General features: G+C 63.3%; 16 protein-coding genes and 1 pseudogene. 10 read left to right on the top strand and 7 right to left on the bottom strand.

Features of this window, described 5'->3' with window-relative positions:
- Window positions 1-27: 27 nt before the first annotated feature.
- Window positions 28-1,599 (bottom strand): xanthine dehydrogenase small subunit, encoded by a 1,572-nt coding sequence (gene xdhA / locus C8K18_RS09250; protein ID WP_107707291.1) that lies wholly within the window; start codon window positions 1,597-1,599, stop codon window positions 28-30.
- Between the two features lie 394 nt (window positions 1,600-1,993).
- On the opposite strand from xdhA, the gene C8K18_RS09255 reads away from it, so the two are divergent.
- The gene (locus C8K18_RS09255; protein ID WP_053857565.1) at window positions 1,994-3,205 is read left to right on the top strand and encodes an MFS transporter; all 1,212 of its coding nucleotides are present in this window, start codon (window positions 1,994-1,996) and stop codon (window positions 3,203-3,205) included.
- Window positions 3,206-3,261: 56 nt separating this feature from the next.
- Here C8K18_RS09255 and tssJ read toward each other — a convergent pair whose 3' ends face one another.
- On the bottom strand, window positions 3,262-3,882 hold the full coding sequence (tssJ, locus tag C8K18_RS09260; RefSeq protein ID WP_107707292.1) for a type VI secretion system lipoprotein TssJ: 621 nt from the start codon (window positions 3,880-3,882) through the stop codon (window positions 3,262-3,264).
- A gap of 177 nt (window positions 3,883-4,059) precedes the next feature.
- On the bottom strand, window positions 4,060-5,643 hold the full coding sequence (gene tssA, locus C8K18_RS09265) for a type VI secretion system protein TssA (RefSeq protein WP_107707293.1): 1,584 nt from the start codon (window positions 5,641-5,643) through the stop codon (window positions 4,060-4,062).
- Between the two features lie 431 nt (window positions 5,644-6,074).
- Here tssA and tssB point away from each other — a divergent pair, with 431 nt between their 5' ends.
- The 8 genes and pseudogenes from tssB to tssE all read left to right on the top strand — a co-directional run.
- On the top strand, window positions 6,075-6,584 hold the full coding sequence (tssB, locus tag C8K18_RS09270; protein ID WP_053857562.1) for a type VI secretion system contractile sheath small subunit: 510 nt from the start codon (window positions 6,075-6,077) through the stop codon (window positions 6,582-6,584).
- A gap of 26 nt (window positions 6,585-6,610) precedes the next feature.
- The gene (tssC, locus tag C8K18_RS09275) at window positions 6,611-8,158 is read left to right on the top strand and encodes a type VI secretion system contractile sheath large subunit (RefSeq protein WP_053857561.1); all 1,548 of its coding nucleotides are present in this window, start codon (window positions 6,611-6,613) and stop codon (window positions 8,156-8,158) included.
- 144 nt (window positions 8,159-8,302) lie between these two features.
- Complete coding sequence (gene tssK / locus C8K18_RS09280; protein ID WP_107707294.1) at window positions 8,303-9,649, top strand: type VI secretion system baseplate subunit TssK; 1,347 nt, start codon at window positions 8,303-8,305, stop codon at window positions 9,647-9,649.
- Window positions 9,646-10,314: a DotU/TssL family secretion system protein gene (locus C8K18_RS09285; RefSeq protein ID WP_107707295.1), complete on the top strand. Its 669-nt coding sequence runs from the start codon at window positions 9,646-9,648 to the stop codon at window positions 10,312-10,314. The genes tssK and C8K18_RS09285 overlap by 4 nt, the downstream gene beginning before the upstream one ends.
- Window positions 10,314-12,077 (top strand): OmpA family protein, encoded by a 1,764-nt coding sequence (locus tag C8K18_RS09290; RefSeq protein ID WP_107707296.1) that lies wholly within the window; start codon window positions 10,314-10,316, stop codon window positions 12,075-12,077. Before C8K18_RS09285 ends, C8K18_RS09290 begins: the two co-directional genes overlap by 1 nt.
- Before the next feature lie 15 nt (window positions 12,078-12,092).
- On the top strand, window positions 12,093-12,578 hold the full coding sequence (locus tag C8K18_RS09295) for an Hcp family type VI secretion system effector (protein WP_053857557.1): 486 nt from the start codon (window positions 12,093-12,095) through the stop codon (window positions 12,576-12,578).
- A gap of 158 nt (window positions 12,579-12,736) precedes the next feature.
- Window positions 12,737-15,583, top strand: coding sequence for a type VI secretion system ATPase TssH (gene tssH / locus C8K18_RS09300; protein ID WP_107707297.1), 2,847 nt, complete (start codon window positions 12,737-12,739; stop codon window positions 15,581-15,583).
- Window positions 15,561-15,864 (top strand): annotated as a pseudogene (gene tssE, locus C8K18_RS34125) (type VI secretion system baseplate subunit TssE); the annotation flags it as partial. The gene tssH and the pseudogene tssE, both read left to right, overlap by 23 nt.
- Before the next feature lie 125 nt (window positions 15,865-15,989).
- On the opposite strand, the gene C8K18_RS09310 reads toward tssE, so the two are convergent.
- The 4 genes from C8K18_RS09310 to aspT (C8K18_RS09325) form a co-directional block, all read right to left on the bottom strand.
- Window positions 15,990-17,213: an alanine--glyoxylate aminotransferase family protein gene (locus C8K18_RS09310; protein WP_107707374.1), complete on the bottom strand. Its 1,224-nt coding sequence runs from the start codon at window positions 17,211-17,213 to the stop codon at window positions 15,990-15,992.
- A 144-nt stretch (window positions 17,214-17,357) separates the two neighbouring features.
- Window positions 17,358-19,022, bottom strand: coding sequence for a bifunctional aspartate transaminase/aspartate 4-decarboxylase (locus C8K18_RS09315; RefSeq protein ID WP_053857555.1), 1,665 nt, complete (start codon window positions 19,020-19,022; stop codon window positions 17,358-17,360).
- Window positions 19,023-19,114: 92 nt separating this feature from the next.
- Entirely contained in the window at window positions 19,115-20,797 is a 1,683-nt protein-coding gene (aspT, locus tag C8K18_RS09320) for an aspartate-alanine antiporter (protein ID WP_006047833.1), read from the bottom strand.
- An 85-nt stretch (window positions 20,798-20,882) separates the two neighbouring features.
- Window positions 20,883-22,565 (bottom strand): aspartate-alanine antiporter, encoded by a 1,683-nt coding sequence (gene aspT / locus C8K18_RS09325; RefSeq protein ID WP_107707298.1) that lies wholly within the window; start codon window positions 22,563-22,565, stop codon window positions 20,883-20,885.
- A 532-nt stretch (window positions 22,566-23,097) separates the two neighbouring features.
- Here aspT (C8K18_RS09325) and C8K18_RS09330 point away from each other — a divergent pair.
- Window positions 23,098-24,120 carry a 2-hydroxyacid dehydrogenase gene (locus C8K18_RS09330; RefSeq protein WP_107707299.1) on the top strand — a complete coding sequence of 341 codons (1,023 nt, stop codon included), beginning with the start codon at window positions 23,098-23,100 and terminating at the stop codon, window positions 24,118-24,120.
- Window positions 24,121-24,124: the final 4 nt, after the last annotated feature.

Raw genomic sequence — 24,124 nt, forward strand, 5'->3', positions numbered from 1 at the left:
CTCCGTGTTGCTCGTGGATCGCGCGCGTCAGGCGCTTGCGGCGGCGTTAAGCTGCCCGCCGATGTCAACGTCAACGTCGACGCCGGCAGGCGCGCAGGCCGCCTCGACGGCGCGCACGTCGAGCGCGCTTTTCGGCAGCGGATTATGCGGACGCGTTTCGAGCCAGAAACGATACAAGGTGTTTTTCGCGGCTTCCAGACGATAGTTGCTGGTCGCGCGCATGTCGGAGAGCGGCGCGTAGTCGTTGCCGAGCGCGAGCATCGCGGCCTGTGCCGTCGCTTCGTGCCATTCGGCATCGCGCAGCACGGCTTCGGCATGCGCCGCGCGCTTCGGCGTTGCGGCCATGCCGCCGAATGCGATGCGCGGCTCGCGAATCAGCTTGCCGTCCGCGATGAACGAGAACGCCGCGCACACGGCCGAGATGTCCGAGTCGAAGCGCTTCGACAGCTTGTACGTGCGAAATTGCAGCTTCTCGCGCACGCCGGTGCGAGTCGGCACCTTCACGCTCACGACGAACTCGTGCTCGGCCATATCCTTCTTCTGATAAGCGAGGTACAAATCTTCGAGCGGCATTTCGCGTTCGATCGCACCGCCGCGCACAATCACGCGCGCGCCCAACGCGATGAGGCCGGGCATGGAGTCGCCAATCGGCGAGCCGTTGGCGATATTGCCGCCGAGCGTGCCTGCGTTGCGGATCGGCAGCGACGCGAAGCGTTGCCACATCTCCGTCAGTTCGGGGTACTGCCTGGCGATCTCCGCATAGGCTTTTTCGACGGTCACGCCCGCGCCTATTTCGATCCACTCGCCGCGCGTTTCGAGCTTCTGCAATTCGGCGATCTGCCCCACGTAGACCACATTGCCGAGCTCGCGCATCTGCTTGGTGACCCACAAGCCGATGTCCGTGCTGCCCGCGAGAATGCGCGCGGCCGGCTCGGCCTCTTTGATCTGCGCGAGCGCTTCGACGGTGCGCGGCGCGTGAAAGCGCTGACCGGCGTGTTCGTAGTGGAAGGTGTCGTCGCGTTGCAGTGTGGCGAGCGAGCGCGCCAAGGCGTCGACGTTGACCGGCGCCTTGGGCGCGGGCGCTTCGAACATGCGCACGGCTGCATCGACGATCGGACGATAGCCGGTGCAGCGGCACAGATTGCCCGTCAGCGCATTGCTGATCGTTTCGCGCGACGGCACAGTCCGGTTCGCGCAGCTATGTTCGTGACCGTGCTTTTCATACAGCGACCACATCGACATGACAAAGCCCGGCGTGCAGAAACCGCACTGCGAGCCGTGGCATTCGACCATCGTCTCCTGCACCGGATGCAGCGAGCCGTCAGGCTGGCGCAGGTCTTCGACGGTGAAGAGCGCCTTGCCGTCGAGCGTCGGCATGAACTGGATGCAGGCGTTGACCGTCTTGAAGTCGACGCCGCCCGCTTCGTTGCGCTCACCGATCACGACCGTGCAGGCGCCGCAATCGCCTTCGGCGCAGCCTTCCTTGGTGCCCGTGCAATGCGCGTCCTCGCGCAGATACTGCAAGACGGTGCGGGTGACGGGCGCGTCCGTGATCTCGCGGATCGCGTTGCGGTGGTAGAAGCGAATCGGCTCAGTCATGTCTCGTGCTCTCGATGTTCTCGAATCTCGTGTGCGGCTGCCAGCGCCGCGGGGATGGTTCGAAAACTATCACCGTCAATAAATAGAACCCATAGCGGCAATCGCATGCGGGACATATTCGCAAAGCGATATTGAGATGAGTTTGGCGGGCAGTTGGCTTATGTTGGGGTGGCCGGATTGAGGTGTTTTCCGTGCTGACGCTGCATTTCGGACAGTGTTTGTGTTTCCCCGCGGTCGTGTTGCTCGGCGAACGGAGCGTTTCATGCGACGTAAGCGGCATTTTCGCGGCGTTTCACGCCCGCTTTCGTCCGATCATTATTAAGCAAACGCTGCACGAGGATCGGTTCCATGGGAAAATCACGCCTTCCCGCCGTTTTCAAGTCTCGTTTTCCCCATGTCCACCGATTCAGCCACACCTCGCAGCGAACTGGCGACGACCCTCCAGATCATTCCGGTCGTCTTTTTCACGTTTCTTTGCTACCTGACGATCGGCATTCCGCTCGCCGTGCTGCCGGGCTACGTCCACGACGACCTTGGCTACAGCGCCGTGCTCGCGGGCGCGGCGATCAGCGTGCAATACCTGGCGACGCTGGCGTCGCGGCCGCTCGCCGGCCGTTCCGCCGACACGCTCGGGCCGAAGCGCACGGTGTCGATCGGCTTGCTCGGATGTGGCGCGAGCGGCGTTCTGTTGCTGCTGGCCGTGTTGTGCGGACGCTGGCCGGTGGCGAGTCTCGCGCTGCTCGTCTGCAGCCGGCTCGTGCTCGGATTCGGCGAGAGCCTGTGCGGCACCGGCGCGATTCTCTGGGGGATCGGCCGCGTGGGCACGAGCAACAATGCGCGGGTCATCTCATGGAACGGCATTGCCACGTATGGCGCGCTCGCCGTCGGCGCGCCGCTCGGCGTGGCGATTGAGCGGACGGTCGGCTTCGCGGCGCTCGGCATTCTCGTAATGCTGCTGGCGGCGCTCGGCTTCTATCTTGCGCGCTCGATCGCGCCGGTGCCCCTCGTGCATGGCGAGCGCATGTCGTACCGAAGCGTATTCACGCGCGTGCTGCCGCACGGCATCGGCCTCGCGCTCGGCTCGGCCGGTTTTGGATCGATCGCGACGTTTATCACGTTGTTCTATGCGGCGAAGCAGTGGCCGAACGCGGCGTTGTCGCTGACGGTATTCGGCACGCTCTTCATCGGCGCGCGCCTGCTGTTTGCCAACACGATTAAAACCTATGGCGGATTCCGCGTTGCGATTGCTTCGTTTTCGTTCGAGTGTGCCGGCTTGCTGATGCTGTGGCTCGCACCCGAGCCGCATGTGGCGCTGGCGGGCGCGGCGCTGACGGGGTTCGGATTCGCGCTGGTTTTTCCGGCGCTTGGCGTCGAAGCCGTCGGGCTCGTGCCGCCCGCAAGCCGGGGCGCGGCTTTGTCGGCTTATTCGGTGTTTCTCGACTTGTCGCTCGGCATTACCGGTCCGTTGGCCGGATACATTGCCGGCGAGTTTGGATACGGGTCGGTGTTTCTGTTTGCGGCTATTGCGGCGGCAGCGGCTGTTGGGCTTTCGTCCTTCCTTTATCTTCGCGATGCGAGGGTTGGGAAGATGCCTGCGGCGCTTTGAGGTGCAGCTGCGTCGGTGGGGTTCCGACGCAGATGATTCGTCCTGTGGTGTTGCACCTATCCCGCCTGTGGTCCGTACTCGGTGACCACAGGCGGCTTCGGTTTCGGGTTCGGCGGATTCGGCACGCTCTGCTGCGGTGCGTTGCGCCGGATCGTGTCATCGCTGGCACCCATCAGATTCAACGTGTTGTCGCGCGCCTCGATTTTCACGGGGTCCGTTTTCTTCCACTGCTTCTTCGGGATCACCAGCTTCCACGTCGCGTCCTTGCCGGCGTTGCGGAAGAAGGCGACCACTCCAACGTATTCCGCGTCGCCGTTCATCGGCTCGCTAATGCTCGCGCTCGCGTCGGGCCGTAGCACGACGTCTTTCGTCGCCAGCAGGTCCGCTTTTAGCGCATCCAGATCGTTCGTTTGCAATTGCTGGTAATCGAGCTGCTGGAACGTCTGCGGCGTCTTCAGTTGATAGATCCGCACCACCGTCGACAACGATTGCCCGTCGCCGTTTGCATTCAACGATGACCGGCTCACGAGGTCCACGTTCATCGTTTTCACTTGCGTCGTGAACGCCCATTTCGCTGCGTCCACTGTGCTGTCCGTCACCGCCTGCCCGACCCCGCAGCCGGTGACGGCAAGCATGGCCAGGACAACGATTCCACTGGTTCGAAGCTGCCGCATCATCCTTTGTTCCTTTTAAGTCCCACGTCCGTTTGAACGCCTGTTAGTGCGCGGGTCGCGATGAATCGCGCCCGTGGCTGTTGCCGTGAGTGGCGTGCTGTTCGCTGCTGCCGGTCCACTCGCCGAGCTGGACGCGTGCAAGCGCCGCAGTTGCGTCGTGTCGCCGAGACTGCACAAATGCTATGCCAGCGTCACGGCTCGCGCCGGGTCGAGCGCGGTTAGCTCGCCCGTCAACGCGTCGATCCGCGCGCCGAGCGCAATTTTGTCGGCATCCTTACGATTCGTCCGGATCTTCAGGAGGCGCAGCAGGTGATGCTTGGCTTCGAACGCAAGAGACGGCTCCCACGCGGCCAGCTCGAACCGTTGCGCGGTGCGATCGACTGTGGTCAGCAGATGGAGCGCCGTGTCCGCGCGGTCGGCGCGCTCGGCCACGCGCGCCATCACCAGTTGCCGCACGAAACGCTCGCGCTCGCCCAGTCCGCCGTGCTGCACGGGCAGGCGTTGCAGCCATGCAAAGGCCGCGTCCAGTCCCTGCTGTGCGGCAAGATCGGACGCCTGCGCCTCGGTTTCCGCCCAGTCGCTATCCGCCGACGAAGCGCTCACCGGCGCTACCGCATCGCCGCGCTCGACGTCGCGCACGGTCGCATAGCGCGCGATCCATTCGAGCGTCGCGTCGTCGGCGAACGGCGAGCCGTCGGAGAACGCAAGCTGGTCCAGGCCCGGTAAGCGCTCGAGCGTCAGCGCGCAGTCGGTTGCCGCCAGATCGCGGACCTGCGCATATTCACCGCCCGCCTGGTCCTGGGCGCTGAATGCGTAGTACTGCAGGTCGAGCCAGAAATGATTTGCGCCTTCGGCAAACGCCGCCTCCACGCGATCCAGCAGTTCGGGCCATTGCTTTTGCAACAGCAGGCGCTTCAGGTGCGAGCGCAGTTCGGCACGCGGCGCGACGAGCCGCGTCTTGCCGCCCGCTTCGTGCGGCGGCACTTCGGTGAGCGTGTCCCAGCGCACGCAGCGCATCAGACGGTAGGCCGCCAGATACCCATGCGGCTGCTCGCGCAGAAACTGCGCCATCTGACGCGCGCGATCCAGCAGTTCGCGGGTCGAAGAGACTTCGGTGGCCATTGCCGGCAACGCGGACGGAATCGAGCTGGACGGCGTGTCGCTACTCACACTGTGCGCAGGCAGCGGCGTTTCCACGCGGCTTTCGAAGCGGCGAAATAGCGGGTCGAGCTGAGGGCGCGCGTCTTCCGGCCATTGCGCCGTGCGCTCGGTGATCAACGCGAGCGCGGATAGCGTGCGTTCGAGCAGCGTGTCCGACAGACCTTGCACGCGGTCGAGCCGGTCCGCGAAGGTACTGCCCGCGAGCCATTCGAGCGCGGCCTTGCGCGTCCCGGCGCGAGCGGGCAGCAACGCCTCGCCAAAACGGTCGATGAGCGCCGACAGCAGCTCGAATCCCGACGCAACGCCTTCGGCGCCGTCGCGACGCATGCGTCCATAGACGTTGTACACGGCGAGGCGCGCGTCTTTCGCGTTCTGCTTAAGCAGGCGCTCGGTGGTGTCGACGATCAGCGTGTCGTCGATGTCCGACAGCCGCGCGACCTCCTCCTTGATCGCGAGGAAGTCGTCGTCGTAACCGGGGTCGGCGCCGACAGGTGCTCCCTCGCTGATCGGGCGCAGCCAGTCGTCCCACCGTCCCTGGGTCGAACGGGCAAGGTCGGACGGCGTGCGTGCGCCGAACAGCGCGCTTAGAAGATTGGTCAGCATGAGGGCCCTGCGGATCGTTCGACGGCCAACGCAGCGACTGCCACGTTTCCTGCGGGTTGCAGTAGTGCAGGCTTTGCCCGTCGAGCGTCTCGAGCATCAATAGCGTGCACGTCACGCCCGCTCACCAATCTCGGGTTTGTTACGTACTTGTCGAAGTTTTCCTGCAGATCGGCCATCGCTCACGCTCCCCTTTTGGTATCGCCGCGCACGCGCTCCTTTCGTGCTGCTTACTAGTACTGCCACATGTTTTTGGGGAGTAACGGTAACCGTTTCCGCACGCGCCGTGAATAGCGTCGAAGCTATTTTTTCAGTCTTGACGAATTTTTTCAAAATGCAAATTTCAAGACGAAATCCATGTGTTAAATATTCGCCATTGACGTTGGTTGTACTGATTGATGTCTCAACACTCAAGATCCTTAAGGACATAAAAAATGGCAAACAGCTTCCAGAACGAAGTACCAAAAGCAAGAATCAATATCAAGCTGGACTTGCACACTGGAGGCGCGCAGAAGAAGGTGGAACTCCCGCTCAAGCTGCTAGTCATGGGCGACTACAGCAACGGTCAGGACACGCGAGCGCTCGCGGAACGGACCAAGGTCGACATCAACAAGAACAACTTCAATTCGGTGCTCGCGGATTACAGCCCGAAAGCAAAGATCGCTGTCGAGAACACGCTTGCAGGTGACGGCTCGGAATTGCCGGTCGCGCTCGAATTCAAGTCAATGGACGACTTCAGGCCGGACGTCGTGGCGAGCAAGGTGCCCGAACTTCGCGCGCTGATGGCCGCGCGTAATCTGCTGCGCGATCTCAAGTCGAACCTGCTCGACAACGCAACGTTCCGTCGTGAACTTGAAAAGATCCTCAAGAACCCGGCCTTGTCCGATCGCCTGCGTACCGACCTGCAGCAAATCGGTGAATCCGCACCGGCAGCACAACAATAATCGCCGATCATCGAGGAATCTCAACCATGGCAAACAACCAAACGGCAGTTCACGATTCGGCGGCGGCAGACACAGTTGTGCTGGACGCCCCGGGTAAAAGCGTCTACGAATCCCTCTGCGAAAAAATCAACCTGACGCCTGTCAAGCAGACGCGTCCGTTCGACTCGTTCCAGAACGCGGACTCGCTGTCGGAATCCTCGCTCGACGAGCGCGTCGCCCAGGCAATGGGCGTGTTCCTGAAAATGATCAAGGACTCGTCGCAGCAGGTGGATCGTCTCGACAAGAGCCTGCTCGACTTTCATATCGCCCATCTCGATCGGCAGATCAGCCGTCAGCTCGACGCGATCATGCACAACGAAACGTTCCAGCAGATCGAATCGGCATGGCGCGGGCTGAAGTTCCTGGTCGATCGCACAGACTTCCGCAAGAACGTGCGGATCGAAGTGCTGGACGTGTCGAAGGAACAGTTGCGCCAGGACTTCGAGGACACGCCCGAAGTCATTCAGAGCGGCCTGTACCTGCACACCTACATTCAGGAATACGATACGCCGGGCGGCGAGCCGATCGGCTCGATCATCTCGAACTATGAGTTCGACCGCAGCGCGCAGGACATCGCACTGCTGCGCAATATTTCGAAGGTGTCGGCGGCTGCCCACATGCCGTTCATCGGCTCGGTGTCGCCCAAGTTTTTCGGCAAGGATTCGATGGAAGAAGTCGCGAGCATCCGCGACATCGGCAACTATTTCGACCGCGCCGAATACCTGAAGTGGAAGAGCTTCCGCGAATCGGACGACGCCCGTTATATCGGTCTCACGCTGCCGCGCTTCCTCGCCCGCTTGCCGTATGGCCCGGACACCGCGCCGGTGCGTGCGTTCAACTATGAAGAAGCGGTCAAAGGCCCGGATCACACGCGTTATCTGTGGGCGAACGCGTCCTTCGCGTTTGCCGCCAACATGGTGAAGAGCTTCATCAAGAACGGCTGGTGTGTGCAGATTCGCGGTCCCCAGGCAGGCGGTCTCGTCGAAGATCTGCCGATCCACCTGTATGACCTCGGCACCGGTAACCAGGCCAAGATTCCGAGCGAAGTGCTGATTCCGGAAACGCGCGAGTTCGAGTTCTCCAACCTCGGCTTCATTCCGCTGTCGTACTACAAGAACCACGACTTCGCGTGCTTCTTCTCGGCACATTCGGCGCAGAAGCCGGCGCTGTACGACACGAAAGAAGCCACGGCGAATAGCCGCGTCAACGCCCGTCTGCCGTACATCTTCCTGCTCTCCCGTATCGCGCATTATCTGAAGCTGATTCAGCGCGAGAACATCGGTACGACAAAAGATCGCCGTCTGCTCGAGCTCGAACTGAACACGTGGGTCAAGTCGCTTGTCACCGAAATGACGGACCCGGGCGACGACCTGCAGGCATCGCACCCGCTGCGTGAGGCGAAGGTGATCGTTGAAGACATCGAGGACAACCCGGGCTTCTTCCGCGTCAAGCTTTTCATCGTGCCGCACTTCCAGATAGAAGGGATGGACATCAACCTGTCGCTCGTCTCGCAAATGCCGAAGGCAAAGAACTAGGTATCGCTGTCAGACCGGATTGAGTACTTCCCGCGTCGCGGCCCACGTGGCGCCGCGCGGGTATGCAGTTCGCGGTTTGCAGTCGATGCGAAACCGTGCGTCCAGGGGATTTGTTCGGGACGTTTCAGGCATTAATCAATAACGATGAAGATAACAAGACCGCTGTGGGCACACGGCATTTTCATGACGCCCCAGCATTTCCAGCAACAGGCGCTGTGGGACCGGTATGCTGACGAGCGCATTGCGCGCATCGGCAGTCCCGATCCTTGGGGAGTCAGCCGCGTTGCTTTCGACACGCAAGCGTTGTCGATCAATCGTTTGCAACTGTCGTCGCTCGACGTGCGCCTGCCCGACGGCACTTTCTTCGACACCGAATCCGCCGATCACCTGCCGCCCGCGCGGGACCTGAGTGAAGTGCCGGCGCACGCCGAATCGGTCGTCGTGCTGGCTGCGCTGCCGCTGATTGATCCGCAGGGCGGCAACTGCATCGAATCCGGTGAGAAGCCGGCGCGCCCGCGCCGCTTCACGCGGGAATATCTGCAAGTCGCGGATCTCAACGGTGAGGGCAAGGAAGAAATCAGCGTCGAGCGGCATGCGCTCGCGCTGCTGTTCGATTTCGAAGAGGCGGGCGACTACGTGACGTGTCCGGTCGGCCGCTTCGTGCGCAACGCGCAAGGCCGCTTCGAAATGGATGCTGCGTTCGTGCCGCCGTGCCTCGTGCTGTCGGCGAGCGGTCAATTGACGAGCCGCATGAACCGGCTGTCGGAAATTCTGAGCGCCAAAAGCGCCAGCCTTGCGGTGCGCCGGCGGGAGCGTTCGGACCAGATCGCTGATTACGCGGTCGCGGACGTGTCGCTCTTCTGGCTGCTGCACAGCGTGAATAGCACGTGGCCCGAACTCGCCCGCCTATGCCAGGCGCCTAACCAACACCCCGAGCGGCTCTACGGCGTGCTGGCCCGCCTGGCCGGCTCGCTGCTCACCTTTTCGACCACCGAAACGCTGCAGGCCATTCCGCCGTATGCGCACGATGCGCCGGAGCCGGTATTTGCGGAACTCGAATCGCTGATTCGTACGCTGCTCGATACGGTGATCCCGTCGCGCGTCGTGCCGATCGCTCTGGAACGGATTCGCGGCACGGCATGGCTCGGCAAGATCAACGACGAGCGGCTGGTCGAAGGCGCGGACTATTACCTGTCCGTTCGGTCCGGCTTGCCCGCTCACGCGCTGCTCGAACAGTTGCCGCGCTTGTGCAAGGCAGGCGCGCCCGACGAGGTCGAGCAGATCGTCAACTCCGCGCTGTCCGGCATCCCGCTGCGCACCATGTCGCGGCTTCCCGCAGCCATTCCTGTTCGCATCGAGAATCAGTATTTCGCGCTCGATAGCGCGCACCCGGCGTTCAAACGCATGGTGGATGCACGCGCGTGCCAGTTCTATATTCCGGCCTCGATGCCGGACATTTCGCTCGAACTCTACGCGGTGCTGCCGACATGACGTCCATCCCGATCGGCCGCAACCTCGCGCCGCCTTCGCTGCTGCCCGTCGCATTGCGCAACACGGCGTTGACGGTCGCCCTTCTCGACACCGATCCCGCGCCGCAGTCGTTCAATGCCTTCAAGGGCAAGTGCAAGGAGCAGGTGCGAAGCCTGCGCGAGGAACTGCAGTCCGCGGGTCATCCGCAAGACGTGATTGAAGATGCCGTCTACGCTCAGTGCGCGCTTCTCGACGAAAAGGCGCTCAGCAATTTGAAGGGCGACGACCGCGACGCATGGGAGCGCGTGCCGCTGCAAGTCGACGAGTTCCACAGCAACGAGGCGGGGCATGAACTGATCGCGCGTATCGAACGCCGTCTGGCGCAGCCGCAACCTGTGCTGCCGCTCCTGGCCATCTTCGGCGCCGTGCTGGACCTCGGCTTCACGGGCAAATTCGCCCTCGCCGCGAGCGACGCTCGCGTCGCCCTCGTCAAGGCAATCGGCGAACGGCTCGGCCGCGCGCACGACACATCCGGCCCCGTCGCGATCAAACCGCTTGCGTCGAACCACTGGGCGGGGCGGCTCTCGCCGCTCGCCTGGGTTGTCATCGCGTGCGTCGTCGCGGGTGTCGCCTATGTGGCGCTCGATCAATGGCTCAATGCGGCCGTCGCCCGGATCGCACATTGATGGAGCCGCGTTTGACTGGTTACCCGAGCGGTTATCCGTACCGCACGCTGTTCGTGTGGGTCGCGCTGCTGGCGCTGACCTGGCTCGGGCTATGTTCGCCCTGGCCGGCGGGATGGAACGCGTTTGTCGCGGCGCTCGTGGTTTTTGCCGCGCTGGTCGCGGTCGTGCTCGGCACCAAGCGCGCGCGACTGCGGGGCGAGGCGACGCACCATGTGCTGCACGCCGTCGATGCGGCGCTCAGCTCGCTGCCTGCCGACGTCAAACGCAATACGCCGCTCGTGATCGCCGTTGCCGACGGCGGCGAACTGCCGGGCCCATTCGGCTCGGATTTCGTCCGCATTACCGACGCCGCCATCTGGGTGCGCAACGACGACCCGGCGAAGCTGATGTATCTCGCCGACGCACTGAAACGCTGGCGTGACGGCCAGGGGCCCGACGCGGTGGCCTATCTGCTGGCCGCAGATCAGGCCACAGGCGCCGTCACGTTGCAGGCGGCGTTGAGGCGCTGGCGTTCCGCAATCGGGGAAGCGAGCCGTGCCGTCGGCTATCCGTTGCCCTTGTGCGTCGCGTTATACGCGCGAGAGGCCGGACAAAGCCCGGATGACTGTCCCTGGTTCGGTGTGTCGGGCGTCGAGGGCATGCAGCCGGAGACCTTGCCCGACATCGTTGCTGCGCGGCTTGCGCAATACACGTACATGGCCAGTCCGGAAATCGCTGATGAGCGCAAGTGGCGGGCATACCGCGCCGCGCGTCTCGACGCTTTGTCACGTTGGGCAGGTCAGCTCGTTGTGCCCACATTCGTCAGTAATCACCGCGGCGCGCTGCAGCTTGCGGCGCTGGGCGTGACGGCGATCGAAGGACGCCCAGCCGCGGAATCGTTATACGGCCAGTTCGTCAGCGGCATCACCGAACTCCCGCTCGCTGCTGCAAACGGCGGCGTCCGCGCGCCGCGCCATTGCCCGCTGCCCGAGCCGTTGATTCGCGGAATACGGCCTCAGCCTGCAAGACGCGCGCTGCCGCGTGCGCTCGCGCACGCGTTCATCTGGCTCGCCGCCGGCTTCTGCGCGGCCGCCGCCGCGTCGGCCTGGCAGAATCGCGCGCTGGTCGAGCGGGTCGCGGGCGATATGGCTCGCTACAAAGCCATCCCGCCTGCGCAGGACGCGGCGCGCGTCGACGCGCTCAAAGCCGTCAAGCACGATCGCGACGAACTCGAGCGCTATGCGAGCGCCGGCGTACCGCCGCGGCTCGGCCTCGGCTTCTATCGCGGAACCCCGCTGGTCGCGCCACTCAACGCGCTGATTGCCGGCTATCAGCCGCCGCCCGCGCCGGTCGTGCCGCCCACCATCGAGTTGGACAGCATGTCGCTGTTCCGTTCGGGCAGCGCGGTGCTGAATCCCGGTTCCAACCGGGTGCTGATCGGCGCACTGGAAATGATCAACGCATACCCGGACAAGCGCGTACTGGTCGCGGGTCATACCGACTCGATCGGCAGTCCGGCGAGCAATCTCAAGCTGTCCGAAGCGCGCGCCGCATCGGTGCGCGACTGGCTGGCGGACGCATCCGGCATCGCGCCGACGCGCTTCGCCATCCAGGGCTACGGCGACACGCGTCCCAAAGCTCCTAACAGTACGGAAGCGGGACGCTCGGCGAATCGCCGGGTCGAGATCACACTGGTCCCGGATTGCCGGGACACGTTTGAAGAAAGCAGGAATGGCAACGGCCGTTCCATCCCCCAAGGCCACACGGCCTGTTCATTCGAGTAGAAGGAGAAAAACAAAATGGCTATTCCGGCATACATGTGGATCAAGGACGACGGCGGCGCGGACATCAAAGGCTCGGTCACCGTGCAGGGTCGCGAGGGCAGCGTCGAAGTCGTGGCGTTCCAGCACGGCGTAAGCATTCCGACCGATTCGAACACCGGCAAGCTGACGGGTGCCCGCGTGCATCTGCCGATCACGTTCACGAAAGAAACGGACGCGTCGTCGCCGTACCTTTATAAGGCAGTGACGAGCGGCCAGACGTTGAAGTCGATCGAAATCAAGTGGTACAAGATCGACGACGCCGGCAAGGAAAAGGAGTACTTCAACACCAAGCTGGAGAACGTGAAAGTCGTGGCCGTGAATCCGAAGATGCACGACATCAAGAACCCCGAGTTCGAAAAACACAACCATCTGGAAGACATCCAGTTGCGCTACGAGAAGATCACGTGGTCGTACAAGGACGGCAACATCATTCACACCGACACCTGGAACGAACGCTCGTAATCGCGCGCTCGGTTCGGCACTGACGAGAGCTGGTCCTTACGATCTTCGGAAAGTACGGACCGGCCCTTCGTCGGTCATTGCCTGCCAGCGCATACGCGGACCGGCGCTCACCGTTCTCTCACAGCCTCCACTCGCCGCATTTTTAGCCGCTCGCCGCCATGACTCATCGCGACTTCTCCCCGTATCTGCGCCGCCTCAACGATCACTGCGCTCAAGCGCTCGCCGACGCCGCGAGTCTGTGCGCGACGCGCGCCCATCGCGACATCGAGGTCGAACACTGGTTCATCAAGCTGCTCGAACTGGGCGACGGCGATCTCGTGGCGATCATGCGCCGCTATACGCTCGACGTCGACGGCATCTGGAACGGTCTGCTTAGTGCAATCGACCGCTTGCCGCACGACTTGCGCGGCAAGCCCGGCTTGTCGCATCGCCTGGGGCAACTGCTCGAGGCCGCGTGGCTGCGCGCATCGCTCGAAGCGCAAGCGCCGCTGATCCGCTCCTCGCATCTGCTGGCGGCGCTCGCCGATGCGCCGCATCTGCTGCGCGCGCCCGACGCGTGGGCGCTGCTGTCGCTGTCGTCCACGCAGATCGAGCGCCTCACGCCGGAACTCAACTGGACGTCGATCGAAGCGCCCGCCGCCAAGCCCTCCACGCAGCACGCGGACAGCACACCGACTACCGGGCACGCGCCGGACAGCGCGATGCAAGACGACTTCGACTTCGATTTCGACCCGGACCTCGATCCCGATCCGCTCTCCGCGGCGCCGCGCGCAAACGGCTTCGCGAACCCGGTATCGGAAGCGTTAGACCGCTTCACGATCGACGTCACGCAGAAAGCGCGCGACGGCAATATCGACCCCGTGTTCGGCCGTGACACCGAAATCCGTCAGATGGTCGATATTCTCGCGCGCCGCCGCAAGAACAATCCGATTCTGGTGGGCGAGCCTGGCGTCGGCAAGACCGCGCTCGTCGAAGGTCTCGCGCTGAAAATCGCCGAGGGCGACGTGCCCGCAGCGATCCGCGACGTGCGCCTCTTGACGCTCGACCTCGGGCTGCTGCAGGCAGGCGCGGGCGTCAAGGGCGAATTCGAGCAACGTCTGAAAAACGTGATCGAGGCGGTACAGCAATCGGCCACGCCGATCCTGCTCTTTATCGACGAAGCGCATACGCTGATCGGCGCGGGCAATTCGGCGGGCAGCGGCGACGCGGCGAATCTGCTGAAGCCGGCCCTCGCGCGCGGAGAGTTGCGCACGATCGCGGCGACCACATGGTCGGAATACAAGCAGTACTTCGAGCGCGACGCGGCGCTCGAACGGCGTTTCCAGATGGTCAAGGTCGACGAGCCCGACGACGACAACGCGTGCCTGATGCTGCGCGGCCTGAAGGAGCGTTATGCGCGGCACCACAACGTGCACATCACCGACGCCGCAGTGAGCGCGGCCGTGCGTTTGTCGCGCCGTTATCTGACGGGGCGTCAATTGCCCGACAAGGCCGTCGACCTGCTCGACACCGCGGCGGCGCGCGTGCGCATGAGCGTCGATGCAACGCCAATCGCTATCGCCGCGCGTCGCGCGGAACAGGCCGCGCTGCGTGTCGAGCGCGATGCGCTGGTCGACGATCAGGGCGCGACATCGGTGGATATGAGCGCGCGGCTTGCAGCCATCGACGCACGCCTTCTGGCAGTCGCCGCCGAAATAGACAACCTCGAACAGAATTACGCGGAGCAGAAAAAAGCCGTCAGCGCGCTAACGGATCTGCGCGCGCAGTGGCGCGCCGCATCGGACGAATCCGCGCGGCGCGATCTCCAGCCGGAGATCAAAGCGGCGCACGCGCTGCTGACGAAGCATGGCGACGAAGCGCTGATTCACGCGGAAGTCGACGAAGCCACGATCGCAAGCGTCATCGCGGACTGGACGGGCGTGCCGGTCGGCAGCCTGCTCGAAGACGAACTCACCACGCTGCTCGAACTGGAGACGCGGCTCGCGCGAACGGTCGTCGGCCAGGACGACGCACTCGCCGCGCTCGGCAAATCGCTGCGGGCCGCCAAAGCCGGCTTGAAGTCCGAAGACGCGCCGCTCGGTGTGTTCCTGCTCGCCGGTCCGTCCGGCGTCGGCAAGACCGAAACGGCGCGGGCACTCGCTGACCTGATGTTCGGCGGCGAGCGCGCGCTCGTCACCATCAACCTGTCCGAGTATCAGGAAGCGCACACGGTCTCGCAACTGAAGGGCTCGCCGCCCGGCTACGTCGGCTATGGGCGCGGCGGCGTGCTGACCGAAGCGGTGCGTCAACGTCCGTACAGCGTCGTGCTGCTCGACGAAGTGGAAAAAGCGCATCGCGACGTGCTGAATCTGTTCTATCAGGTGTTCGATCGCGGCTTCATGCGCGACGGCGAAGGTCGCGTGATCGACTTCCGCAATACCGTCATCGTGATGACGTCGAATCTCGGCAGCGACGAAATCATGGCCGCGGTCGAGGCGGCGCAACAGGTGTCGCAAGAAGTGTCGCAAGAACCGCCGCAACACGCATCGGAAGACCAGACCACCATCGACGCAAACGCCAACGCACCAGCAGGCGCCACCGTCACCACCGCGATGCTGATGGAAGCCATTCGCCCGCAACTGGTCCAGCATTTCCAGCCCGCGTTGCTCGCGCGCTTTCAGACCGTCGTCTATCGGCCGTTGTCCGCGGAAGCGCTCGCGCAAATCGTGCGGATGAAGCTCGGCAAAGTCGCGCAACGCATCGAGAAGCGCTTCGCGGTGCCGCTCGCCTGCGACGATGCGCTCGTCGCCGAACTCGTGCGTGCGTGTCTGTTGCCGGACTCGGGCGCGCGCAACATTGACAGTCTGCTCGATCAGCAGATTCTTCCGGTGCTGTCTCGTGAACTGCTCGAACGGGTCGCGAATCGGCAGTTGCCGTCGCAAATTCGCCTGGGCTATGCGGACGACGCAGGCATTACCGTCGATTTCGACTGCGACCCCGCGCATATGGAAGAGGCGACAGCATGAGTCGCGGCGGCCCGGTCTCTTCGAAACAGTGACCGGGCATTTTGCCAACGGCGCGCGCATTGACGACTACGAGGCCGCGACGCCGCGACGCAGAAGTTCTATTCGGTGCAGGACAACATCCAGCGCATTCTAATAGCCGGCGCAACGGGCTTGCTCATTTGCCGGACTATGGGCTCGACGATCTGTCGGAGATTTATCGGCACTTGCCCTCATGCGCGCACCAGCTTCAGCGCGTGATCGAAACCACCGTGCTGAAGTACGAGCCGCGCGTGCGGGCGGTCCGGATGGGGCAGACGCGCCTCAACATGCTGAGGCCCGATCTGGATCGCACCTGAGCGTCGCACCGCCTGCCGTGAATGCTGCGAATGCAGCGCATGCGGCAAACGCCAAAGCGCGATCCAAAGCCCTACTTCCCTTCGGACAATCCCCGCTCCAACGCCGCGACGCCGGCCGGCAAATCGACCTTAACCCCAAGGTCCACCATCGTCCGACCCAACGCGTGCACGGTCCTGAACAGATTGTGCTCGCGGCACTGCTCGCCCATCTGACCGATGCGGACAATCGGCAATCCAAACGATCCTGAAATTTCCACCTGATGCTGCCGCGAAATATGCGCGCACACGTCGCCGGGACTCAAGCCATCGGGCACCTCGATGCCCACCACCGAATTCAACCGGCACGCCTTCGGCGCATACAACTGCAAACCGAGCGCCGTCACGCCTTCCTGCAACGCGACCGAACACTTCAGATGCCGCGCGAAACGCTTCTCCAGCGTCTCGGCGCACACGAGCCGCAACGCCTCGTGCAACGCAAGCACGCCCGACACTGGCGCCGTGTAGTGATACCCCGCGTTGTGCCAGAAGTTTTCCGCGAGCGACGCATCGAGACACCAATGCGCATTCGGCGCGGTGCGTCCCTTCACCCGCGCCCAGGCGGCATCGGAGAACGCAATCAGCGAGACGCCGGGAATCGACGACAAACCCTTTTGCCCGCCGGTGATCACGGCGTCGATGCCCCATGCGTCCATCGCGAGCGGCATTGTGCTCAACGTGCAGACGGCGTCGACGATCACCAGCGCGCCCGCCGCTTTCGCCAACGCCGCGATGTCCTTCAGTTGATAATTCCAGACCGTATTCGACGTCTCGCCTTGCACGACCGTGACGATCTCGGGGCGCTCGCGGCGAATCGCCTCGGCAATCTCGTCAAGACTCGCCACCGACTGGTCGCCGACTTCAAGCGTGCTCACACGCGCACCGACGCGGCGGCCCATCTCGGCCATCCGTCCGCTGAAAAAGCCGTTCTTGATGCTGAGCACGCGCGTGCCTTCCCACGCGAGATTGGAGATCGCCATTTCCATCGCGGCCGAGCCCGGTCCCGCGACGCCCAGCACCCACTTCGAATGAGTCTGGAACACGTAGCGCGCCATGGTCTTCACCTGGCTGATCACCTTCACCATGGTCGCGCCCAGGTGATTGATCACGATCGTGTTGGCCTTGGCGACGGCGGCGGGAATCGGCACGGGGCCGGCGCCCATCATCAGCAACGGCTCTTCGGGAAGAATGGCGTCGAGCGATTCGACAACCGGACATGGCACAGCAGTAGACGTAACGTTGAACGATGAAGTCGGCATGATCGGCACTTGAAGGAAACGGCAAACACGGAACGCACAGCAGCCAACGGCCTCGCCAGCAGTGACACTGGCGAGGCCGGTTTTCGATCATTCACCGATCCGCGCAATTGCGCAAGTTTTTTGACCATGCCCGAGCGGGCGGCGTCATTTCACCTTGCTTTTATCGAGCTTCTTGCCTGTCTCCGCATTGAAGCGCTCGACGTATTCCTCGATGAGCCGCCGCATCGCGCGTCCGATCTGCCGGTAGTCCGACTCGTTGAGATTGGCGAGCGACACGCGCCCCGACGCATGCTGCGTGCCGAAGCCGAGCCCCGGCAACAGCACCACCCGCGCCTCGCGCGCGAGCCGGAACAGCAGTTCGGTGGGCTGCGTGTTCTTCAATTGCCACTCGACGAACTCGCGCCCGAACATCCGTTCGCCGAGGAACTCGGCGTCGAGAATCGTGTAGTAATCGACCTGGTTCGGATCGTCGTCCTCGAACGAAATGCCGAGTTCTTCGTAGAGCGCCTGCTTGCGCTTGCGGATCAGGCGCTTCAACGCGTTCTTGTACGCGTCGGGCGTGTCCATCAGCGAGAACAGCGAAAAGAGCACCATCTGCACCTGCTGCGGCGTCGACAAGCCCGCCGTGTGATTGAGCGCGACGGTACGGCTGTCGGCAACCAGACGGTCGATGAACTTGAGCTTCTCGGGCTCCGTCGTGATCGATTCATAACGCTCGTGCAACTGCTCCTTCGCCTCTTTCGGCAACTCGGCAATCAACCTGTCGAGCACATTGTCGCGATGCGTCGCGATGGTGCCGAGACGCCAGCCGGTCGCGCCGAAGTACTTCGAGTACGAGTACACGAGAATCGTATTCTTCGGCGCGAGCGCGAACAGCGACACGAAGTTGTCCGCGAACGTGCCATACACGTCGTCGGTGAGAAGGATCAGATCCGGGCGTTCCTTGACGATGTCGGCAATGTATTGAAGGCTCTCGTCGTCCATCTTCACCGAAGGCGGATTGCTCGGGTTCACGAGAAAGAACGCCTTGACCTTTGGATCGCGCAGCTTGTCGAGTTCCTCTTTCGAATACTGCCAGTTGCTCTCGACGGCGGCGTGAAGATTCACCACGTTCAACTGATAGTCGTTCAGTCGCGGAATCTCGATGTACGGCGTGAAGATCGGCATGCCGAGCGCGATCGTATCGCCGGCTTTGAGCAGGTGATTCTCGCGCATCGTGTTGAAGATATACGTCATGGCCGCCGTGCCGCCCTCCACGGCGAACACGTCGAACTCGCCGACGAACGGATGCTGCCCGATCATCTCGCGGCGCAGATACTGGCCGACAATTATTTCGGATAGCTTAAGCATCCGGTCCGGCACCGGATAGTTCGATGCGAGGATGCCTTCGCACATTTCATACAGGAAATCGCCCGCGGAAAGTCCCAACTGATCGCGCACATACGACACCGCGCCGCGCAGAAAGTCGATGCCGGGCACGCCCTTGTTCTCGCGCAGGAACAGATCGAAGCGCTCTTCGAGACCATCGCGCCGCGGGAATCCGCCGACGCCCTCCGGCATGTACGCGAACGAACGCTCCGACTCGCGCATCGCAAAGAGGCCGAGTTGCCAGAAGCCGTGACGCGGAATCGTCGCGAGAAAATTCGGGTTGCCGCGCCCGGCGTTGAGCATCGCCGCGTTGGCCGGACGCTCGACCGCGCCGCCGCCCGCGGCCTTGATGAGTTCATCCTTCAATTCGAACGGGCTCAGCGCGGCTAGACCCGCTTGCGCCATATCGCCATGTTTGCTGTCGCCCTTCTCTTTTGCCATGATGCGTTCTCCAATGAGCCAGATGAAAGCGCCGCCGCGAGTTGCTCTGCGTGATGCCGCGGCCGGCGCGAAGAGACCGATACAACGCTCCGCTAGACGAGCCCCACCACCAGCGGCCCGAGCAACGTCAACGCGACGTTTGCAATCGCATACGTGATGGCGAACGGCACGGTCGGCACCGCGCTTTCCGCCTTGTCGAGCACGCCGCCGAACGCCGGGTTGGCGCTGCGCGAGCCCGTCAGCGCGCCCGCCAGGATGGCCGCGTTGTTGTAGCGAAGCACGTAGCGGCCGAACAGCATCGTGAGCAGAAGCGGGAACAGCGTGACGAATACGCCGAGCAGGAAGATCGTCATGCCGCTCTGCTTGACGGTCACCACCGCCTGCAAGCCGGAATTCAGGCCGACCACGGCGACGAACGCGGCGAGTCCGAAGTCCTTCAGCAACTGCGAAGCGGCCGTGGGCATCACGCCGTACATCGGATGCTTGCCGCGCATCCAGCCGAACAGTAGGCCGGCAAGCAGGCAGCCGCCGCCGGAACCGAGCGTGAGCGGAATGCCGCCGACATTGACGACGATCAGCCCGATCAGCAAGCCGAGCACGAGACCTACACCCATGTAGATGAAGTCGGTCTTGATGGTGTACGGCAGTTCGTAACCCGCGGCGTCGACGGCACGCTTTGTGTCTTTCGGCGATCCGTAGAACGTGATGACGTCGCCGTGTTCGAGCTTTGTCTCGGGCAAAAGCGGCAGCGGCTGACCGGCGCGCGAAATGCTCTGGATATACACGCCGTGGCGCATGTCGCGGTCCACGATCTCGCGTGCCGCGGCGATTGTGGTGTGGTTCATGCCTTTGCGCGTGAACACGCCTTCGCGCGTTTGCATGACGACGCCCACGTCGCCGATGTCGGCGACCTCGCTGCCGTTCGAGCCGAATTCGACGACGGCTTCGCGACGGCCCACGACCAGCACGACGTCGTCGGGTTCGAGGATCAGATCGGGCGTCGGGTCGAGCGTATGACCGCCGCGCTTGACGCGCTCGATGGTCAGCAGATCGCGATGCAGCGTCTCGACCTCCTTCACGGATTTGCCCGCGCTGACGTCGATCCGGTACGCGCGCCCCACCAGTTCCGGCAACGCGCGCAGTTGTCCCGGTCCTTGCGCCGGCGCGCCCGCTGCAAGCTCGCGTTCGGCTTCGATGGACGCATCGCGCAGGCTCTGCCCCATGAACTTCGGCAAGATGTTCACGCACACGATGATCGCGCCGAGCGAGCCGAACACGTAGGTCACCGCGTAGGCAATCGCGACGTCCGATTGCAGCGCCTTGACCTGGTCCGCTGGCAAGCCGAGGCGCGCGATCGCGTCGCCCGCCGTGCCGATAATCGCCGACTGCGTCAGCGCGCCGCCTGCGAGGCCGGCCGCGAGTCCCTTGTTCAAATGGAACAGCTTCGCGCACACCACGACGGTGATGAGCGCCGTGACCGCGAGAAAGACCGCCATCGCGATTTCGCGCAGCGTCTTGCGGTTCAGCGAATTGAAGAAGCCGGGACCAGAGTCATAGCCGACCGCGTAGATAAACACCGCAAACATCACCGATTTCACGCCGTTGTCGATCGTCACGCCGGCCTGGCTGATGACCACGGCGGCAAGCAGCGAGCCGCCCACGCCGCCCAACTGGAATTTGCCGAAGTTGATCTGGCCGATGAAGTAACCCGCCGCCAGCGACAGAAACAACGCTATCTCAGGTGATTTCTGGAAGATTTGGTGTAGCCAGTCCATCGTGCCCTCGCTTTTTAGTTTGTCATACTAATTACCAGCCACTGCCGCGAGCGCACGAGCGACGCCAGACGGCACTGCTGACTGCCTAACCCAACTTGCCGGCAACGCCGACCACGACCGGACCCATCAACGGCAAAAGGATGTTGGAGAGCGCATAGGTGATCGTGTAGCCGATCACCGGCGTCGAATTGCCGGCCACGCCGACCAGCGCGCTGATCGCGGGCGTGCTGCACTGCTGACCGGCGATCGCGCCGAGCAGCATCGGCGTGTCGAGCTTGAGGAACACGCGGCCGATCCATAAGGACAACAGCCCCGGCACGAGCACGAGCAGAATGCCCGCCGCCGGCAGCGCGAGGCCGTACTCGCGCACGAGCCTGATCGCATCCGGTCCCGCCGACAAACCGACCGCGGCGATAAACGTGGCGAGCCCGAAGTCCTTGAGAATCTGCGCCGCCGCCGAAGGCAACGAGCCGACGAGCGGATAGCGCGAGCGAATCCAGCCGAATAGCAGGCCCGACAACAGACATCCGCCGCCCGTGCCCAATGCGAGCGACACGCCGCCGATGCGCCCGCCGAGATGACCGATCGCCATGCCCGCGAGCACGCCGAGGCCGAGATAGACGAAGTCGGTCTTCTGCGTGGCGACGAGCACATAGCCGAGACGCCGGGCGCCGCGCTCCACGTCGGTCTTCGCGCCGACGAGCGTCAGCACGTCGCCGCGATTGAGTTCCGTGCCGGGCAACGCGGGGATCGTCGAGTCGAGCCGTGTGACGGCCGCGATATAGACGCCGCGTCCCTGCTCCGGGGCCGCGCGTTCGCGCAGTTGAGCGACGGTGAGACCGTGCGCGTCGCGCCGCGTCAGCACGACGTCGCGCGTCTCCGCGAGGACCTGGCCGAAGTCCGCGCCGTCCACTTCATCGCCGAGACCCGGCCCCGCCGCGACGATCGCTTCGCGCCGGCCGCCTACCAGCACGAGGTCGCCGGACGCGAGCGCGAGTTGCGGCTCGACGGGCACGTCCGAGCCGTTGCGCCGCACCTGCTCGATGGTGAGATTGAAGCCGTGCTGCTGTTCGATGGCGAAAACCGTCGCTCCATGAGCGCCGTCGATGCGGAACGCGCGGCCCACCAGCGCAGGCGCGGCGGCGCGCTGTCCGTCGCCTAGTGCGCCATCGCCGCCGAGCGTGCGCCACATTTTTTCCGCCTCGGCGCGCAAATCGATGCGCAACAGCAAGGGCGCGAACTGACTGGTAAAGAGCACGATGGTGATAAGCCCGAACAGGTAACTCACGCTGTATGCAGTGACGACGTTGGCCTGCAGGCGCACCGTCTCAGCTTCCGCGAGACCGAGCTTCGCGATCGCCTCCGACGCTGTGCCGATCACCGCGGACTCCGTTGCCGCGCCGGCCAGCAGGCCGGCTGCGGTGCCGGCGTCGAGCCGCATCACGGCCACCGCGATGACGATCAGCGCGAGCACCGACACGATCTCGATCACCGACAGCAGCCCATAGCGCCAGCCCCGGCCGATATTGGCGAAAAACTGCGGCCCGCCCGTGAAGCCCAGCGCAAAGATGAAGAGCGCGAATGCAATGTTCTTCAAATCGGGGGCGAGCCGCGCGCCGGTCTGACCCAATAGCAGCGCGACGATCAACGTGCCGCAAACGCCGCCCAATTGAATAGGGCCGATACGAAAGGAGCCGATCAAATAGCCGATTGCGAGGCTCGTGAACAGCGCGATCTCCGGTTGAGCCCTCAGCAATTCAGCGATCATGTTGGCCGGCCAATTTATAGGTTCGATTAGCGATCTGCTCAATAACGCCGACTGCAAATTGCGTGACTGCTTTCGTGAAGACTGTTCTGATCTGGGTCAATGGTTCAACTGGACGGTTCAATTAAACGCCATATGACGGAACAGGCAGGCAGCGCAATACGAACGCCGCACTGAACTACTGCGTCATTGAAAAAGACAGCATTTGCAATCGGACCACGCCGATGGCTTTGCAGGGACAAATTGCCACACGTACCGTGCGTGCGGCGCGTTTTACCGTTTCCGCCCAAGACAGCCTCTGGCGCTCACGGGCTTTTTTAAATTATGTAAGTTGAGAAGACCTGTCAATGTTATTTTTTTCGCAGTTGTTCTTGACTTCGCGAATAGCGGACCTATGGAAAGGCACCGTCTAGCCGTTTTATTGCATTGCACCTTTTGATGAATTCCTTATACTCGTTTTCATTGAGCGCTAAAGCGCCGTCTTCATAAAACTGCGAATTGCGCAGCGCCGGTATGCGATTAAATGGAGTGAGCAATGCGCATGATCCTGTTCAGCAGCCGTCAATACGACGTCGAGACTTTCACCGAAGCCAATGCCGCGCATCGCTATGAACTGCATTTCCAGGAATCGCATCTGAACAGCGAAACCGCCGTGCTCGCGCGTGCCTATGAGGTCGTGTGTCCGTTCGTCAACGATCGTGTCGATGCCGCGACGCTCGAACATCTGCATGCCGGCGGCACGCGCATGATCGCTTTGCGCTCCGCAGGCTTTAATCACGTCGATCTCGCAACGGCCGAGCGCCTCGGCATTGCCGTCGCCCGCGTGCCCGCTTATTCGCCGCACGCCGTCGCCGAGCATGCGGTGGGCCTCGTGCTCGCGCTGAACCGGCGCCTGCCGCGTGCGGTCGCGCGCACGCGGGAGGGCGACTTCTCGCTGCATGGACTATTGGGCTTCGATCTGCACGGCAAGACAGTCGGCGTGATCGGCACCGGCATGATCGGCCGCGTGTTCGGACGCATCATGTCGGGCTTCGGCATGCGCGTGCTGGCGTACGATCCCGGCACGCCCGCCGACGATCTGCTCGCGCTCGGCGCGCGCTACGTGACGCTCGACGCGCTTCTCGCGGAATCGGACATTGTCAGCCTGCATTGTCCGTTGCTTCCGGCAACGTACCATCTGATCGACGCGGCCGCGCTCGCCCGAATGAAGCGCGGCGCGATGCTGATCAACACCGGGCGCGGCGGGCTCGTCGAAAGCAATGCGCTGGTCGGCGCGCTGAAGGACGGTCAGCTCGGCCATCTGGGGCTCGACGTCTACGAGGAAGAAGGCGGTCTGTTCTTCGAGGACCATTCGAATCTGCCGCTGCAAGACGACGTGCTCGCGCGTCTTCTGATGTTCCCGAATGTGATCGTCACTGCGCATCAGGCGTTTTTTACACGCGAGGCGATGAACGAGATCGCGCAGACCACGCTCGCGAACGTCGCCGCGTGGCAAGCGGGCACGCCTCGCAACGCGGTGCATGCGAACGACCAGGCGTCGTCGGGCCTGCCTGGCTGAAGCC

Source organism: Paraburkholderia sp. GV068 (genome assembly GCF_003058125.1).
GTDB classification, from domain to species: Bacteria; Pseudomonadota; Gammaproteobacteria; order Burkholderiales; family Burkholderiaceae; genus Paraburkholderia; species Paraburkholderia graminis.

Bases quoted from the DNA above. Each gene is read 5' to 3' on its own strand.
- C8K18_RS09285 (WP_107707295.1), top strand. From the start codon at position 9,646: ATGACGTCCATCCCGATCGGCCGCAACCTCGCGCCGCCTTCGCTGCTG.
- C8K18_RS09330 (WP_107707299.1), top strand. From the start codon at position 23,098: ATGCGCATGATCCTGTTCAGCAGCCGTCAATACGACGTCGAGACTTTC.
- C8K18_RS09255 (WP_053857565.1), top strand. From the start codon at position 1,994: ATGTCCACCGATTCAGCCACACCTCGCAGCGAACTGGCGACGACCCTC.
- aspT (WP_107707298.1), bottom strand. From the start codon at position 22,565: ATGATCGCTGAATTGCTGAGGGCTCAACCGGAGATCGCGCTGTTCACG.
- tssC (WP_053857561.1), top strand. From the start codon at position 6,611: ATGGCAAACAACCAAACGGCAGTTCACGATTCGGCGGCGGCAGACACA.
- C8K18_RS09290 (WP_107707296.1), top strand. From the start codon at position 10,314: ATGGAGCCGCGTTTGACTGGTTACCCGAGCGGTTATCCGTACCGCACG.
- C8K18_RS09295 (WP_053857557.1), top strand. From the start codon at position 12,093: ATGGCTATTCCGGCATACATGTGGATCAAGGACGACGGCGGCGCGGAC.
- C8K18_RS09310 (WP_107707374.1), bottom strand. From the start codon at position 17,213: ATGCCGACTTCATCGTTCAACGTTACGTCTACTGCTGTGCCATGTCCG.
- aspT (WP_006047833.1), bottom strand. From the start codon at position 20,797: ATGGACTGGCTACACCAAATCTTCCAGAAATCACCTGAGATAGCGTTG.
- tssB (WP_053857562.1), top strand. From the start codon at position 6,075: ATGGCAAACAGCTTCCAGAACGAAGTACCAAAAGCAAGAATCAATATC.
- tssA (WP_107707293.1), bottom strand. From the start codon at position 5,643: ATGCTGACCAATCTTCTAAGCGCGCTGTTCGGCGCACGCACGCCGTCC.
- C8K18_RS09315 (WP_053857555.1), bottom strand. From the start codon at position 19,022: ATGGCAAAAGAGAAGGGCGACAGCAAACATGGCGATATGGCGCAAGCG.
- tssK (WP_107707294.1), top strand. From the start codon at position 8,303: ATGAAGATAACAAGACCGCTGTGGGCACACGGCATTTTCATGACGCCC.
- tssH (WP_107707297.1), top strand. From the start codon at position 12,737: ATGACTCATCGCGACTTCTCCCCGTATCTGCGCCGCCTCAACGATCAC.
- xdhA (WP_107707291.1), bottom strand. From the start codon at position 1,599: ATGACTGAGCCGATTCGCTTCTACCACCGCAACGCGATCCGCGAGATC.
- tssJ (WP_107707292.1), bottom strand. From the start codon at position 3,882: ATGATGCGGCAGCTTCGAACCAGTGGAATCGTTGTCCTGGCCATGCTT.